Origin of the sequence: Zophobihabitans entericus, from assembly GCF_011745665.1 — a bacterium.
In the GTDB taxonomy this organism is placed as follows: Bacteria; Pseudomonadota; Gammaproteobacteria; order Enterobacterales; family Orbaceae; genus Zophobihabitans; species Zophobihabitans entericus.
Genome location: NZ_CP050253.1, coordinates 2504376 through 2519310, shown reverse-complemented (window position 1 = coordinate 2519310; position 14935 = coordinate 2504376). Strand labels below are relative to the sequence as shown.

The window sequence follows — 14935 nt, the reverse complement described above, 5'->3', positions numbered from 1 at the left end:
TCACCTCAATTTGCCAGCTTCATCTTTTCAAAAGCTTAACACATTCTGTTGAGTTTTTACGCTTTACAGCTCAAATCCACTTAAATCATCTTCATTGACAGATGAATCAATTTGTCCAACCAGGTAAGAACTGATTTCTGACTCTTGTGGCGCAACTTGTACGTTATCAGAAACTAACCAGTTATTAATCCATGGAATTGGGTTTGAGCGTGTTTCAAATGGTAGTGCCAGCCCTACCGCCTGCATACGAATATTGGTAATATATTCAACGTATTGGCAAAGAATATCGCGGTTAAGTCCAATCATAGAACCACCAGAGAACAGGTAATCTGCCCACTCTTTTTCCTGATTTGCTGCTTGCACAAATAAGTCGTAAGCTTCTTGCTCACACTCTTTAGCAATGATGGCCATTTCCGGATCATCTTCACCTGAGCGCAAAGTATTAATCATAAACTGAGTACCGGTTAAATGCAGTGCTTCGTCACGAGCAATCAACTTAATGATCTTAGCGTTACCTTCCATGAGTTCACGCTCAGCAAAAGCGAAAGAACAAGCAAAGCTGACATAAAAACGGATCGCTTCCAGCGCATTAACGCTCATCAGGCAAAGATAGAGTTTCTTTTTCAGCAACTTACGATTAACAGTGATAACTTTACCGCTAATTGTGTGCGTACCTTCACCAAATAAGTTGTAATAGTTGGTATAAGTGATTAGATCATCATAATAACCAGAAATATCGCTGGCACGTTTTAGGATCTCTTCGTTGTTGACGATGTCATCAAAAACAACCGACGGATCGTTCATAATATTACGAATAATATGTGTATACGAACGTGAATGAATCGTTTCCGAGAATGACCAGGTTTCTACCCATGTTTCCAGTTCCGGAATAGAGATCAGCGGTAACAGCGCTACGTTAGGACTACGTCCCTGAATTGAATCAAGCAGGGTTTGATATTTTAGATTACTGATAAAAATATGCTTTTCATGTTCAGGTAAAGCCTGATAGTCGATACGATCTTTTGAAATATCAACTTCTTCCGGACGCCAGAAGAAAGAGAGTTGTTTCTCGATCAGTTTTTCAAACATTTCATATTTTTGTTGGTCATAACGCGCGACGTTAACCGGTTGTCCAAGGAACATCGGTTCTTTTAACTGATCATTATGAGTTTGAGAGAAAGTGGTATAAGCCATGTTAGACTCCATTCAGCCTGAATTTAAAAATGATATTATAAAAACTGTAAATAAATCAAAGAGTTATAATTTTAATGCTATTGTTTAACCCTTTGATTTTATTTAATTAATTATACAGTTAGATCTTGTTATCTGGTTAGATCTTACACGCGCCGCCTTCACAACCATCATCTGCTACCGCAGCGATATCTGTTTGGCTATCTTCTGCACCATCACGAGTATTGTGATAATACAATGTTTTAACGCCATATTTATAGGCTGTTAATAGATCTGCCAACAGTTTTTTCATCGGAACTTTATCGTTCGGGAATTTTGTTGGGTCATAGTTAGTATTTGCTGAAATTGCCTGATCAATAAACTTCTGCATGATACCGACTAAGTGTAAATAACCCGTACTATCAGGCATTTGCCATAATAGTTCATAATTATATTTTAACTTCTCATATTCTGGTACAACCTGACGCAAAATACCATCTTTTGATGCTTTAACGCTGATATAACCACGTGGTGGCTCAATACCATTTGTTGCATTCGAGATTTGTGAAGATGTCTCTGATGGCATAAGCGCAGAAAGAGTAGAGTTACGCAGACCATAAGTTTTGATTGATTGACGTAGTGACTCCCAATCAAGATGTAATGGCTCTTGAGTTAGTGTATCTAAATCTTTCTTATAAGTATCAATTGGTAAAATACCTTCTGAATACGTTGTTTCATTGAACAGCGGGCAGGCACCTTGTTCTTTAGCCAGTAAGTTAGACGCTTTTAATAAATAGTACTGAATAGCTTCAAACGTTTTATGCGTTAAGTTATTTGCGCTACCGTCTGAATATTTCACGCCGTGTTTTGCTAAGTAGTAAGCAAAGTTAATAACACCAATACCCAGTGTACGACGATTCATTGATGAATTACGCGCTGCCGGAATTGGGTAATCCTGATAATCAAGCAGTGAGTCAAGCGCACGTACTGCAAGATCTGCTAGCTCTTCTAGATCAGACAGTTTTTCAATTGAACCTAAGTTAAATGCAGATAAAGTACATAGGGCAATTTCACCTGTTTCATCATTAATGTTAGTTAATGGTTTAGTTGGCAGGGCAATCTCTAAACATAGGTTAGATTGTCTGACCGGTGCAACGTGTGGGTTGAACGGGCTGTGTGTATTACAGTGGTCAACGTTTTGAATATAGATACGACCTGTTGAAGCACGTTCTTGCATCATTAGTGAGAATAGCTCAACCGCTTTGACTTCACGTTTACGAATCGCTGGATCTTGTTCATATTGTTGATATAAACGTTCAAATTCATTTTGATCAGCAAAGAATGCATCATAAAGTCCCGGGACATCTGACGGGCTGAATAACGTGATATTTTCGTTTTTAATTAAACGTTGGTACATCAGTTTATTGATTTGTACACCGTAGTCTAAGTGACGAACACGGTTTTCTTCCACACCACGGTTATTACGTAGCACGAGTAAGCTTTCAACTTCTAAATGCCAGATTGGATAGAAAACAGTTGCTGCACCACCACGTACGCCACCTTGTGAACAGGATTTAACGGCTGTCTGGAAGTATTTATAAAAAGGAATACAACCGGTATGGAATGCTTCACCATCACGAATTGGACTACCTAGTGCACGAATACGACCTGCATTGATACCAATACCAGCACGCTGCGAAACATATTTAACTACCGCACTTGCCGTAGCGTTGATTGAATCAAGGCTATCGTCACACTCAATAAGTACACAGGAGCTGAACTGGCGAGTTGGTGTACGCACACCAGCCATGATTGGTGTTGGCAGAGAAATCTTGAAAGTAGAAATCGCATCATAAAAACGTTTGACGTAGTCAAGACGAGTCTCTTTTGGATAGTTGGCAAATAAGCAGGCAGCTACCAGAATATATAAGAACTGTGCACTTTCGTAGATTTCACCCGTTACACGGTTTTGAACTAAATATTTACCTTCAAGTTGCTTAACCGCAGCATAGGAGAAGTTCATATCACGCCAGTGATCGATAAATTCATTCATCTGTTCAAATTCAGATTGTGAGTAATCACTTAACAGGTGTTTGTCATATCGGCCTAAAGAGACTAATTTTTTAACATGATCATAAAGTTTTGGCGGTTCAAACTGGTTATAGGCTTTTTTGCGTAAATGGAAAATAGCCAGACGTGCCGCTAAATATTGATAGTCAGGAGACTCTTGAGAGATCAAATCAGCTGCAGCGCGAATGATCGTCTCATGAATATCTTCTGTTTTAATTCCATCATAAAACTGGATATGTGAACGCAATTCAACTTGTGAAACGGAGACGTTGTGCAGGCCTTCAGCTGCCCAGGTGATTACACGGTGAATTTTATCTAAATCGATTGGCTCTTTGTGTCCATCCCGTTTTGTGACAAGCATTGATTTGTTCATTGAGAATAATCCTTTTTGTATTCATAATATCAATAATTATAGAGCGATATAGTAATGACATTTTTCTGATAAATACAATATATAGTTCCTATTGATTATATAGAGACTATATATAGTGTTTTTGAAGTGAGACGATTCTCCCATATATAATAAAAAATTTCATCAGTTTTTTTGATTTTTGTCATAAATTTTTAGGAAAAATAAGTGAAATTAGTGGCTAAGTATTTGTAGTACATAACTTAAATAAACTGACTTGCTTAATATTCAATACGCAACTGACGGTAAGTAAATGATGATAAATAAAACAAAACCTCATTGTTATGTATTATTTGTGGGCGGTGCTGCCGACAAAGAGTCTTTCTTATGGGGAGATATTAAAGTCCCTTTTACCGATGTATGGCCGCATTACACGATGAGAGAAGTGGCAGAGAGTTTTAATCAAAAACTCACAGAGCAAGCTGCTCAGCAAGGCATTAGTCAGCAAGTGCTGCATCAACAATATCGCTATGAGTATTTAAGTTATACCGAGATATTTTATGATGAAATCAAAGATATTGATTTTAATCTGGATAAGATTGATGTTATCAGTAATCCTAAATTTCAGCAGCTTATCGAGCGGATTGGTAAAAATACTCATGTTTATATTGTGGGGCATAGTTTAGGTGGCTGGAATAGCGCACATCTTTCCCATATTTTTGCTTCTTATGACATTACTACCGATTATTTAGTGACACTTGATCCGGTTGGCACAGGTAATCATGAAACGCTGCCTGCGTTAAGAGGTAATTTCATAAAAATGGCACAGATTTATCGCCAGACACCCGATCCGGTAGCAGAGCATTGGCTCAATGTTCGTGGTTTTTATATACAGGTAGCTAAAAAGCAGTTATCGCAATCTTTTGAAGATTGGGTGGCGTGGGCTGGTGGGCAGTGGCTGATTGAGCAATCTTATCCGCAGGTGAAGTGGCAGCTTAATGAAAATACGGATATTTCACATCGAAGCGCGGGGGAGTTATTTAATTATCAGACTTCAGAAGGCTTATCTGCGAGTGATATGTTGGTTGCGGCGATTTTAAAAGAGTTAAGTGTTTGAGTTGCGCGACGGAGTCGCGCTTTTAAGATCTTGGTACGGTGAAAAAATTAGCCTGTGTGAGCTTACCGGTACTATTCCGATGCGCTGAACATGCAAGCCATGTAACGCTTACTCCATAGCACCACTAAGCTCAGTAGGTATCCAATAACATTCACTGATAAAAGATTATATTTTGGTTTTTTAATATGAATATAAAAATATAATAAAATCACACAAAATGATTTTATTGATTTATAAGTTTATATATTTGATTGAATATATGAAAAATAAAGAAGAGGAATTTAATCAGTATCAGGCAGTTTCAGTGGTGCTATGATTGACGGAGAGCGTACCTCATAGGTCTTAGTGAGCCTGTCGAACGGGTGCCTATGGGGTGCGGTAGGCCGTCAAACCTCACGAAACTTGCAACAGCAAAACAAACCATTGCGTCAGAGTGGCGCTGGCCGCTCAACACAATTCTAATGTATTTGTTGGGATGATAAATCTTACAAGATCGCGGCTAATGAAGATATTTTAATAAGAATGTTGGGTGAGGTGTATAGTGCGGTAGGTCGTTAAACCCACGAAACTAGCAACAACAAAAACAAAACATTGCATCAGAGCGGCGGCGCATGCCGCTCCAACACAGATATAAATACTATTGACGATAATCCGACAGGAATTGCCCAAAACGTTTAATCGCAACTTCCAGTTCACCTGAATACGGCAGAGCAACGATACGAACGTGATCTGGCTGGTGCCAGTTAAAGCCTGAACCTTGTACCAGTAACACTTTTTGTTGTAACAGGAAATCAAGTACTAGCTTTTGGTCATTGTGCAGATTGAATTTCTTCATATCCAGTTTAGGGAATAGATATAAAGCACCTTTAGGTTTCACGCAAGACACGCCCGGAATATCATTAAGCAGTTTCCATGCTAAGTGGCACTGATCATATAAACGACCACCAGGCACGATAAACTCATTGATACTTTGATAACCGCCTAGTGCAGTTTGAATACCATGCTGCATCGGTACGTTAGCGCAAAGGCGCATAGACGCGAGCATATTCAGACCTTCAATATAACCTTTAACATGTTTTTTAGGACCACTTAACGCCATCCAGCCTTGACGGAACCCAGCGACACGGTAAGTTTTTGATAAACCACCAAATGTGACCATAAACAGATCTTCAGCCAGTGCTGCAATTGGGTGATGAACAGCCCCATCATAAAGAATTTTGTCGTAGATCTCGTCAGAGAAGATAATCAGATTATGTTCACGGGCCACTTCAACAATTTGTAACAGCAGATCTTTACTATAAACAGCGCCTGTTGGATTGTTTGGATTGATGATCACAATCCCTTTGGTTCTTGACGTAATTTTACTACGAATATCATTGATATCCGGGAACCAATCTGCTTCTTCATCACAGATATAGTGCACAGCTTTACCGCCAGACAGTGTTACAGCTGCTGTCCAGAGCGGATAATCTGGCATTGGAATTAAGATCTCGTCACCATCATTGACCAGTGCCTGCATAGACTGAACGATAAGCTCAGAGACGCCATTACCCACATAGATATCTTCTACGCCGATAGTTTTGATGTTTAGTGACTGATAATATTGCATAATTGCTTTACGCGCAGAGTAAAGACCTTTAGAATCACAATAACCTTGTGAAGTCGGTAAATTACGAATGATATCAACCAGAATTTCGTCTGGGGCTTCGAAGCCAAATGGGGCGGGATTCCCAATATTTAGTTTTAGAATTTTTTGACCTTCATCTTCTAAACGTCTGGCATGATCAAGGATTGGTCCTCGAATATCATAGCAAACGTTCTCTAATTTATGTGATTTTTCAAAATTGGTGGTCATAGTGTTTCCCTTTTATTTTGGCTACTTTATTATTTTCGAATCCTTGTTGTTCGGATAAACAATTATCGAATAAACTAATCTACTCCTATTTCGATAATTTTTGAAGATGTTATTATTGTTCATTCAAAATATTTTTTTAACACCGCGGAGCTAGGCATGAAAACCATTCTAACTGTTATTGGTAAAGATAAACCAGGTATTGTTGCAGGTATTAGTCAAAAGCTATTCGAATTAAATATCAACATCCTTGATGTGACTCAAACTATCATGGATGAATACTTCACTATGATTATGCTGTTGGACCTGTCAAAGGTTAATACATCTTTTGATGAAGCAAAAGGCGTATTAAACGGGGTTGGTGAGAAGTTACAAGTTAAAGTTAATGTGCAACGTGAAGAGATTTTTGATGCGATGCATCGTCTTTAATTCATCTTATTCTTTTAAATTAAGTACAGCAAAGGTCAAAAGAACTCATGGAAACAAAACAGATTCTTGAAACAATCAAAATGATCGAAGAAGAGAAACTCGATATTCGAACGATTACAATGGGTATCTCTTTATTAGATTGTATTGATAGTGATGGCGCTAAGGCTCGTCAAAAAATTTATGACAAAATTACTCGTTTAGCTAAAGATTTAGTGAAAGTGGGTGAGGATATCACCTCTGAGTTTGGTATTCCTATCATCAATAAACGTATCTCTGTGACACCTATTGCGCTGATCGCAGGTGCCAGTGATGATAAAGATTATGTTGAATACGCTAAAACCCTTGATGCTGCAGCTAAAGCTGTTGGGGTTAATTTTATTGGTGGTTTCTCTGCTTTAGTGCAAAAAGGTTATCACAAAGGTGATAAGATTTTAATTGACTCTATTGCCCGTGCTTTAGCCCAAACTGAACGTGTATGCTCATCAGTAAATGTGGGCTCAACTCAGGCTGGTATCAATATGGATGCTGTTAAGCGTATGGGGCAAGTGATTAAAGAAGCCGCTGAACTGACTAAAGATAATCAAAGTTTAGGCTGTGCAAAACTAGTAGTGTTTGCTAATGCGGTTGAAGATAATCCATTTATGGCGGGTGCTTTCCATGGCGTAGGTGAGGCGGATTGTGTTATTAACGTTGGTGTGAGTGGTCCGGGCGTGGTTAAGCGTGCACTGGAAAAAGTCAAAGGACAATCATTTGATGTTCTGGCTGAAACCATCAAAAAGACTGCATTTAAAATTACCCGTATGGGGCAGTTAGTGGGTCAGGAAGCATCGGCACGTTTAGGTGTTAAATTTGGTATTGTTGATTTGTCACTGGCGCCGACTCCAGCAATTGGTGACTCTGTTGCACATATTCTTGAAGAAATGGGACTGGAAGTTGTTGGTACACACGGTACAACTGCTGCGCTGGCAATGCTTAATGACGCTGTGAAAAAAGGCGGTGTCATGGCGTGTGGTCATGTTGGTGGACTTAGTGGTGCATTTATTCCGGTCTCTGAAGATGCTGGTATGATTGATGCAGTAAATAAAGGCTCACTAAATCTGGAAAAACTGGAAGCAATGACCTGTGTTTGTTCTGTTGGTTTAGATATGATTGCAGTACCTGGTGATACTTCGGCTGAAACACTATCGGCAATTATTGCTGATGAAGCAGCAATTGGTGTGATTAACCATAAAACAACGGCTGTTCGCATTATTCCTGCGGTTGGTACTAAAGTGGGTGATAATGTTGAGTTTGGTGGTTTACTTGGCCATGCTCCGGTGATGCCGGTTAATCCATTTAGTTCTGCTGAGTTTATTCACCGTGGCGGACATATTCCTGCACCAATTCACTCATTTAAGAACTAATTTAGTTCAGTGGGTAATAGATACAATAAAAGCCGAAGTTATTCGGCTTTTATTTTTTGTGGCAAATACTTTCTCTCATCTTTGTTTTAAATCCTAATGATTAACAACATGAAATAGCTATTACAGAAATCTCATTGTTGTTAGTATTTAATTGCATTATTATGTGAACAATCGTTTATCTAATCAGAGATTCTAGTGGACAGCGTCTTTGGTAGGTGTGAGATATATTTAGTTTACTCAATCTTCTTAACTATTTTTAGAGACATAACATGAAAAATGGAATTAAACCGATTTATATTCTTCTCGTCATTTTGGTTGTTGGTGCTTTCACTCTGATTAATGCCTATAACCGCATTGCTGGTAATGATGAAAAAGTAGCGGCAGCCTGGTCTGAGGTGGTGAATCAGTATCAGCGCCGTGCCGATCTTATCCCGAACTTAGTCAATACTGTCAAAGGATATACTACTCATGAGAGAGAAGTTCTGGTGGAGCTAACGAATGCCAGAGCTAAAGTGGGTTCAGTACAATTAACTGTTGATCAATTAACTGATGAGGCGGCAGTAAAACGCTTCCAACAAGCACAACAGGAGTTGAGTTCTGCTCTTAGTCGTTTAATCGCAGTCAGTGAAAACTACCCGGAACTTAAAGCCAGTGAATTATATAGTAATTTAATGACTCAGCTTGAAGGAACGGAAAACCGTATTGCTGTGGCGCGTGGACGTTATATTGAGTCAATTCAGGAATATAACTCTTATATTCGTCGTCTACCAGGCATGTTACTGGCCAGCTTTATTGGTAGTCAGCCAAAAGCACAATTCACTGTAGAAAATGAGAAAGAGATTTCTCAGGCTCCGCAAGTGAGCTTTGACTAATGCTATCTGCTTTTAGAAAGTTTCTGTTTCCGGTTTTAATGCTGATGCTTAGTGCGTCAGCATGGGCTGAATTTCAGGTTCCTCAGTTAACACAAAGAGTCACTGATTTAACTCAGACACTTAGTGCTGCACAGGTGGATCAGCTGGAGCAGAAACTGATTGAATTTGAACAGCAACAAGATAGCGGTGCACAAATCGCTGTATTAATGGTTCCAACACTGGACGGCACTGCAATTGAACAAGCTGCCTTAGCCGTATTTGATAAGTGGCAACTGGGTCAGAAAGGTCAGGATAATGGTATTTTAATACTGGTAGCTAAAGATGACCGGCAAATGCGGATTGAAGTCGGCTATGGATTTGAAGGTGTTATTCCTGATTTACAAGCTAGCCGTATTATTAACCGTCAGATGGTGCCAGCATTTAAAAATGATGATTATTTCACCGGGATTAGTGATGCTATGGAGTCAATTATGGCTCTTGTACTTAATGAACCGACAGGACTGACTAATTCAGCTAAAAGTAATGCTCAGAATATTGATGAGTTAGTTGAAAAAAATATCGTGGTGTTCTTTTTTATCTCTTTGTTTGCCTCTCAACTTATTTCACGCGCTTTACCATGGTCATTTGTTAAAAAATCTAAAGGTAGACAAAGCTTGGTCGCGGGAGCTATTAATGGTTTAGCAACTGGCGGTTTTGTGGGTTATCACGGATTCCCCGGAGATGTCATCATTAAAGCGATCTTTGCCGGTTTTGTGGTAAGTACCATACTCAGTGGAGTCATGAGTGCTAACCGTGGCGGTGGTTCTGGTGGTTCATTTAGAGGCGGTGGCCGTTCATCCGGTGGATTTGGTGGAGGTCGTGGTGGTTTCAGTGGCGGTGGTGGTCGCAGCGGTGGCGGCGGAGCCTCAGGCCGCTGGTAGCTGAACAATATATTATCTTTATTCATTAACGTGTAAATCATCTAAGTAAAGATTCACTAAAAGCGCATAGCCGAAGTCGCATTTTGTATGCTAGAATTAGCGCCAATTATCTCGTTTTTATCAGTTTAAAGGAATTCTCATGAAAACTATTGAAGCTTCAGTGACTGCACCAAAAGCTCGTGTAGCAATTATTGTCGCAAGATTTAACCATTTTATTAATGATAGTTTAGTTGATGGTGCGGTGGACGCACTTAAACGCATTGGTCAGGTTAAAGATGATAATATTACAGTAATCTGGGTACCAGGTGCTTACGAGATTCCATTAACAGCTAAGGCTGTGGCTCAAAGTAAAAAATATGATGCTATTGTGGCATTAGGTACTGTTATTCGTGGTAGTACGGCACATTTTGATTTTGTTGCAGGTGAGTCAAGTTCAGGTTTACTTGCAGCTTCTCTTGAATACAGCATTCCTGTTGGTTTTGGTATTTTAACCACAGAAAGTATTGAGCAAGCAATTGAGCGTGCAGGCACTAAAGCAGGTAACAAAGGTGCGGAAGCTGCATTAACTACGCTTGAGATGCTAAATGTCCTCAAAGCTGTAAAGGAGTAAGTTGTGAAACCAAACGCTCGTCATCGAGCTCGTGAATGTGCGGTTCAGGCAATTTATTCATGGCAATTATCTCAAAATAGTATCACTGATGTTGAGGTCAGTTTTATGGCTGAGCAAGACATGAAAGGCGTGGATACTAAATATTTTCGTGAATTACTTCAGGGTGTGGTTCGTCACTATGGCGAATTTGATGAAGCAATGAAGCCTTACCTGACAGATCGTTCTGTAGAAGAACTTGGTCAGGTAGAACGTGCGATTTTACGTTTAGCATTGTATGAACTGACTAAACGAGAAGACGTTCCTTACAAAGTGGTTATCAACGAAGCGATTGAATTAACTAAAACATTTGGTGCAGAAGATAGCCATAAATTTGTTAATGGTGTGCTGGATAAGATTGCGCCGACAATTCGTACTCGTTAGTAATATCAATCATAGATTTAAAATAAGGACGATTATTCGTCCTTATTTTTTGTCTTTTCTACAAGCAAGATTACTTTGTTAGTGATGAAACTAAAACTTTAATTACCGCCTTTCTGACGGGGGTGATTTTATTATTGATAGCACAAAGAGGTTTGTGCACTTCTCCCGGATAGAAAATGATAAAATCACCTGATTGCATTTCAAATAGCTTCTCATCAGCGGGTGTTTTGACAAATGCGATATCTTTTTCTGCTAAATCATTAATGGTAACTTCTGTATGAGGCGGCAGATTACTAAATGCCATACCTTCCGGCCCATTTAAAATAACCTGAATATCCAGATATTTTTGATGATATTCAGGTTCTGCTTCTGACTGTAATCGGGTTTGTGTTTCAGATACCATAACAAAGATATTTTTACCGTCTATCTCGTATGTTCCCGGCGGGGTATTATCGTTAATGTTATTTTTTAAATACTCAATGGCCTGACGTAATTGTTTTGGTAAATAAGGAACTAAATCTAAGTGATGGATATTACCTGTTAACATATTCTCTCCGGGATTATTTATTGCTATTTCTGGCTATGAGATAGGGTTCGTTGTATCATAGCCGGATTAAATGCAATGTGCATTAAATGTTTATGTCTGATAAACGCAATTTCAGCGATTAGTGAGAAAATTATGAGCGATAACGAAAAAACTGAAAAAAGTAAACCCACTGTTTTTTATACCCAGAAGAAAAGTGAAGATACCTCTGGTAAAAAACATTCAGATCGCCGTCGTAAGCCATCTAATTCTAAAAGTGATAAACCTTATCAGGAGAAACTATTTAAGGACAGAGGCTCAAAAGACAAATCATTTAATGATGATTCATCTAAAAGCAGAAATTATAAAGATCGCCCATCAAAAGACAGGGCTTATGCTGCTCGCGCTTCAGATGATAAACCATATAAAGATAAACCTTATGGTGAACGTTCTGGTAAAGATAGACCATATAGTGATAGATCAAATAAAGACAGACCTTATCAGGATCGTCAGAATAAAGAAAAAAATATTGGTGAGCGTAGCAGCCGTATCGAAACTTTTCAGCCTTCAGCACCGCGAGAAGAACGTAAGTATCAGAAAAGTGAAAAGTATAGTAATGATAAGCATAGCGATGAGCAAAGTGACTCACCATGGAAAAGCCGTGTACGTAAACAACCACAGCTACCAACTTTTGAGACTGATGATACAGAGTCTTTAGAAGATGAGTGGCGTCGTCAGCAAAAAAGAGAAGAGACCACTGTTTATAGCGAGAATAGCTGTAAAGCAATTTTTAAAAAACGCCCTGATGATATTTTAAAAGTCTTTCTGGTTCAGGAAATGACCACTAAGTTTAGAGATTTAGTGATGTGGCTGGCAGAGCAACGTAAAGGCTATGATGTTATTTCTGATGATGAAATGGCTAAGATTGCCGGTACTCCTCATCATGGTGGCGTTTGCTTTATTGTGAAAAAGCGTCAGGTTGTGCTAGCGACTGACTATTTTAAACAAGTTAAATCCGCAAAAGTGGATTGTGTGCTGGCTGTTGATGATATAAATAATCCACATAATTTAGGTGGCTTGATCCGTTCAGCAACTTTCTTTAATGTAAATGGTGTGATTTTACGCCAAACTCAGGTGTTTGATTCTGGTTCAGCTCTTCGGGTTGCTGAGGGTGGTGCTGAATATGTAACACCAATTAGAGCTGATGATCTGGCTGTAACCCTTACACAGTTTAAACAACAAGGATATCAGATTACGGCACTGTTACCTTGTAAAATGAAAGCGATTGAGTCAGAAGTGTTACAAACAGTAAAACTTGCACCTAAAACGGTATTTGTGTTATTCCAACAAGTGAATACGATACTGCTGAAACAAGTGGATAATGTGGTCTATCTGGCTGGTAATCAGGCTATGCCGTCGTTAAATATTTCTGTGGCTACAGGTATATTACTGGCACAGTGGCAGCAACAAGCTAAATCTTAAATATTACAGAGGCTTATCACTATATTATTTTAATATGGTGATAAAGTGCTCATATGATTAGATTACCATTCAAAAAGCATCAATTGTTTAGAAAAATAATTTAAATTAGTTAAGGTACTATCACTTTATTTTTAACTCGCTTAATTATGAAATCCACACATCACAAATCGTATTCAGTTGGTCTGGCTTTTGGTAAATTTTATCCGCTGCACAGCGGTCATATTTTTATGATTGAAAAGGCGGCAAGCCAGGTTGATGAACTGCATGTTATTTTAGGGTGTGAGGCCGAACGCGATCTAAAACTTTTTCAGGAAAGTAACCTGCCTAAACAGCCAATGGTGAAAGACCGATTCTTATGGCTACAAGAGACTTTTAAAAACCGCCCTAATATTCAAATCCATGTGCTGGATGAAGCTGGTATCGCGTACTATCCTAATGGCTGGAAGGACTGGAGTGATCGCGTTAAATCTATTTTAAAGCAGAAGAACGTTACACCAACAGTGATTTTTACCAGTGAACCACAGGATGCTGAACGACATGCTCTATATTATGGATGTCCGGTCAAACTGGTTGATGAAGACCGTTCATTTATGAATATTAGTGCGACTAAAATCCGCATGAATCCCTATGATAATTGGGGGTTTATTGCGAAGGCGGCACGACCTTTTTTTGTGAAGCGAATTTGTATTATTGGCAATAAAGAATCAGGTAACTTAGCACAGCAGTTTGCTAACTTTTATAATACTGAATATATCTCAAATGGGTATATCAACTATATTCAGCGCGAGTTAAATCATAAGGAACATGTGCTGCAAGAAGATGACTATATCAATATTGCTCTGCTTCATGCACAGCGCCTTGAAGAGTCAGCTTACCGGGCAAATCGCTATATATTTACCGATTTAGATTTTGTCACACTACAATCTTATTTTAAAACTGTATTTGGCCATAAAAACCCCCTCATTGATGGGCTTATTTCTCACCTCTCTTTTGATCTTACGATTGACCTTACTGTGGATAAAAAGATGAGTTCTCGATCTGCATATTTCGACACTATTTTGGAACAAGTTAAATCTCATTTATCTTAGTATTATCAATAAGTAATATATTTTACTAAATAAAATTACTGAGCTATGTTATGTGAATTTTAAGCGGTATTTATAATTATTTATTCAAAAATATAATAAGCAATCAAAAATTTATAGTAAATAGTGATGTCATTAATAGGTAATATCATTTATTTCTTTATGGGTATTGATTTTGCGAGAGAAAATCAATATTTACATACTTTTTTTATCCATTCCATTAACATTTCTTTGCAATTTTTTAGCAAACCATGCTTTATTTTTTACAACCATTGGCGTATTATCGCGGGAAACTGGCTCTTATTGTAAGTTAATAGTAAATAAAAATAATTTTTTGAAAAAAATCAAAATATTATCAAATACATAGATTACTTATTTCGATAACCGAAATTATAGTTTCTCTAAAAAATGTAAGTTACTGTTAAATTACATTTATTTCTTGATTAGTGATAAAAATCAAGATTGAGATACTTTTGAATGCGTTAGTAGTAAAAATATAAAAAATAAGGTGATAGTAAAGATCAAATATTGTTAATAAGAATAAAACTAAATGATTTTTATATATTGCTGGGAAATGTAAAAAAATATAGCGAAAGCAGCTGGATGGAGAGATGGTATTGCACCTTCTCTCCA

Annotated in this window: 13 protein-coding genes; 9 read left to right on the top strand and 4 right to left on the bottom strand. The window is 38.2% G+C overall.

Annotated features, from left to right (window positions below):
- Nucleotides 1-63 precede the first annotated feature (63 nt).
- Nucleotides 64-1194, bottom strand: a complete 1131-nt coding sequence (gene nrdB, locus IPMB12_RS11390) for a class Ia ribonucleoside-diphosphate reductase subunit beta (protein WP_166917537.1) — start codon at nucleotides 1192-1194, stop codon at nucleotides 64-66.
- 136 nt (nucleotides 1195-1330) lie between these two features.
- Nucleotides 1331-3613 (bottom strand): class 1a ribonucleoside-diphosphate reductase subunit alpha, encoded by a 2283-nt coding sequence (gene nrdA, locus IPMB12_RS11385; protein ID WP_166917536.1) that lies wholly within the window; start codon nucleotides 3611-3613, stop codon nucleotides 1331-1333.
- A 289-nt stretch (nucleotides 3614-3902) separates the two neighbouring features.
- Between nrdA and IPMB12_RS11380 the strand changes: the two genes are divergently transcribed.
- Nucleotides 3903-4706, top strand: a complete 804-nt coding sequence (locus IPMB12_RS11380; protein ID WP_166917535.1) for a hypothetical protein — start codon at nucleotides 3903-3905, stop codon at nucleotides 4704-4706.
- A 637-nt stretch (nucleotides 4707-5343) separates the two neighbouring features.
- Here IPMB12_RS11380 and IPMB12_RS11375 read toward each other — a convergent pair.
- The gene (locus IPMB12_RS11375; RefSeq protein WP_166917534.1) at nucleotides 5344-6561 is read right to left on the bottom strand and encodes a pyridoxal phosphate-dependent aminotransferase; all 1218 of its coding nucleotides are present in this window, start codon (nucleotides 6559-6561) and stop codon (nucleotides 5344-5346) included.
- Nucleotides 6562-6717: 156 nt separating this feature from the next.
- Between IPMB12_RS11375 and IPMB12_RS11370 the strand changes: the two genes are divergently transcribed.
- The 6 genes from IPMB12_RS11370 to nusB all read left to right on the top strand — a co-directional run bounded on the left by IPMB12_RS11370 (nucleotide 6718) and on the right by nusB (nucleotide 11212).
- Nucleotides 6718-6987 (top strand): ACT domain-containing protein, encoded by a 270-nt coding sequence (locus tag IPMB12_RS11370; protein WP_166917533.1) that lies wholly within the window; start codon nucleotides 6718-6720, stop codon nucleotides 6985-6987.
- A 47-nt stretch (nucleotides 6988-7034) separates the two neighbouring features.
- Complete coding sequence (locus IPMB12_RS11365; RefSeq protein ID WP_166917532.1) at nucleotides 7035-8390, top strand: PFL family protein; 1356 nt, start codon at nucleotides 7035-7037, stop codon at nucleotides 8388-8390.
- A gap of 269 nt (nucleotides 8391-8659) precedes the next feature.
- The gene (locus IPMB12_RS11360) at nucleotides 8660-9262 is read left to right on the top strand and encodes a LemA family protein (protein WP_166917531.1); all 603 of its coding nucleotides are present in this window, start codon (nucleotides 8660-8662) and stop codon (nucleotides 9260-9262) included.
- Nucleotides 9262-10182, top strand: coding sequence for a TPM domain-containing protein (locus IPMB12_RS11355; protein ID WP_166917530.1), 921 nt, complete (start codon nucleotides 9262-9264; stop codon nucleotides 10180-10182). Before IPMB12_RS11360 ends, IPMB12_RS11355 begins: the two co-directional genes overlap by 1 nt.
- A gap of 139 nt (nucleotides 10183-10321) precedes the next feature.
- Nucleotides 10322-10792, top strand: coding sequence for a 6,7-dimethyl-8-ribityllumazine synthase (gene ribH / locus IPMB12_RS11350; protein WP_166917529.1), 471 nt, complete (start codon nucleotides 10322-10324; stop codon nucleotides 10790-10792).
- 3 nt (nucleotides 10793-10795) lie between these two features.
- The gene (nusB, locus tag IPMB12_RS11345; protein WP_166917528.1) at nucleotides 10796-11212 is read left to right on the top strand and encodes a transcription antitermination factor NusB; all 417 of its coding nucleotides are present in this window, start codon (nucleotides 10796-10798) and stop codon (nucleotides 11210-11212) included.
- 70 nt (nucleotides 11213-11282) lie between these two features.
- Here the strand turns inward: nusB and IPMB12_RS11340 are convergent, their stop codons facing one another.
- On the bottom strand, nucleotides 11283-11759 hold the full coding sequence (locus tag IPMB12_RS11340) for a YhcH/YjgK/YiaL family protein (protein ID WP_166917527.1): 477 nt from the start codon (nucleotides 11757-11759) through the stop codon (nucleotides 11283-11285).
- A gap of 132 nt (nucleotides 11760-11891) precedes the next feature.
- Between IPMB12_RS11340 and IPMB12_RS11335 the strand changes: the two genes are divergently transcribed.
- Both IPMB12_RS11335 and nadR read left to right on the top strand, forming a co-directional pair.
- Nucleotides 11892-13217, top strand: a complete 1326-nt coding sequence (locus IPMB12_RS11335; protein WP_166917526.1) for a tRNA/rRNA methyltransferase — start codon at nucleotides 11892-11894, stop codon at nucleotides 13215-13217.
- A 146-nt stretch (nucleotides 13218-13363) separates the two neighbouring features.
- The gene (nadR, locus tag IPMB12_RS11330; protein WP_166917525.1) at nucleotides 13364-14305 is read left to right on the top strand and encodes a multifunctional transcriptional regulator/nicotinamide-nucleotide adenylyltransferase/ribosylnicotinamide kinase NadR; all 942 of its coding nucleotides are present in this window, start codon (nucleotides 13364-13366) and stop codon (nucleotides 14303-14305) included.
- Nucleotides 14306-14935: the final 630 nt, after the last annotated feature.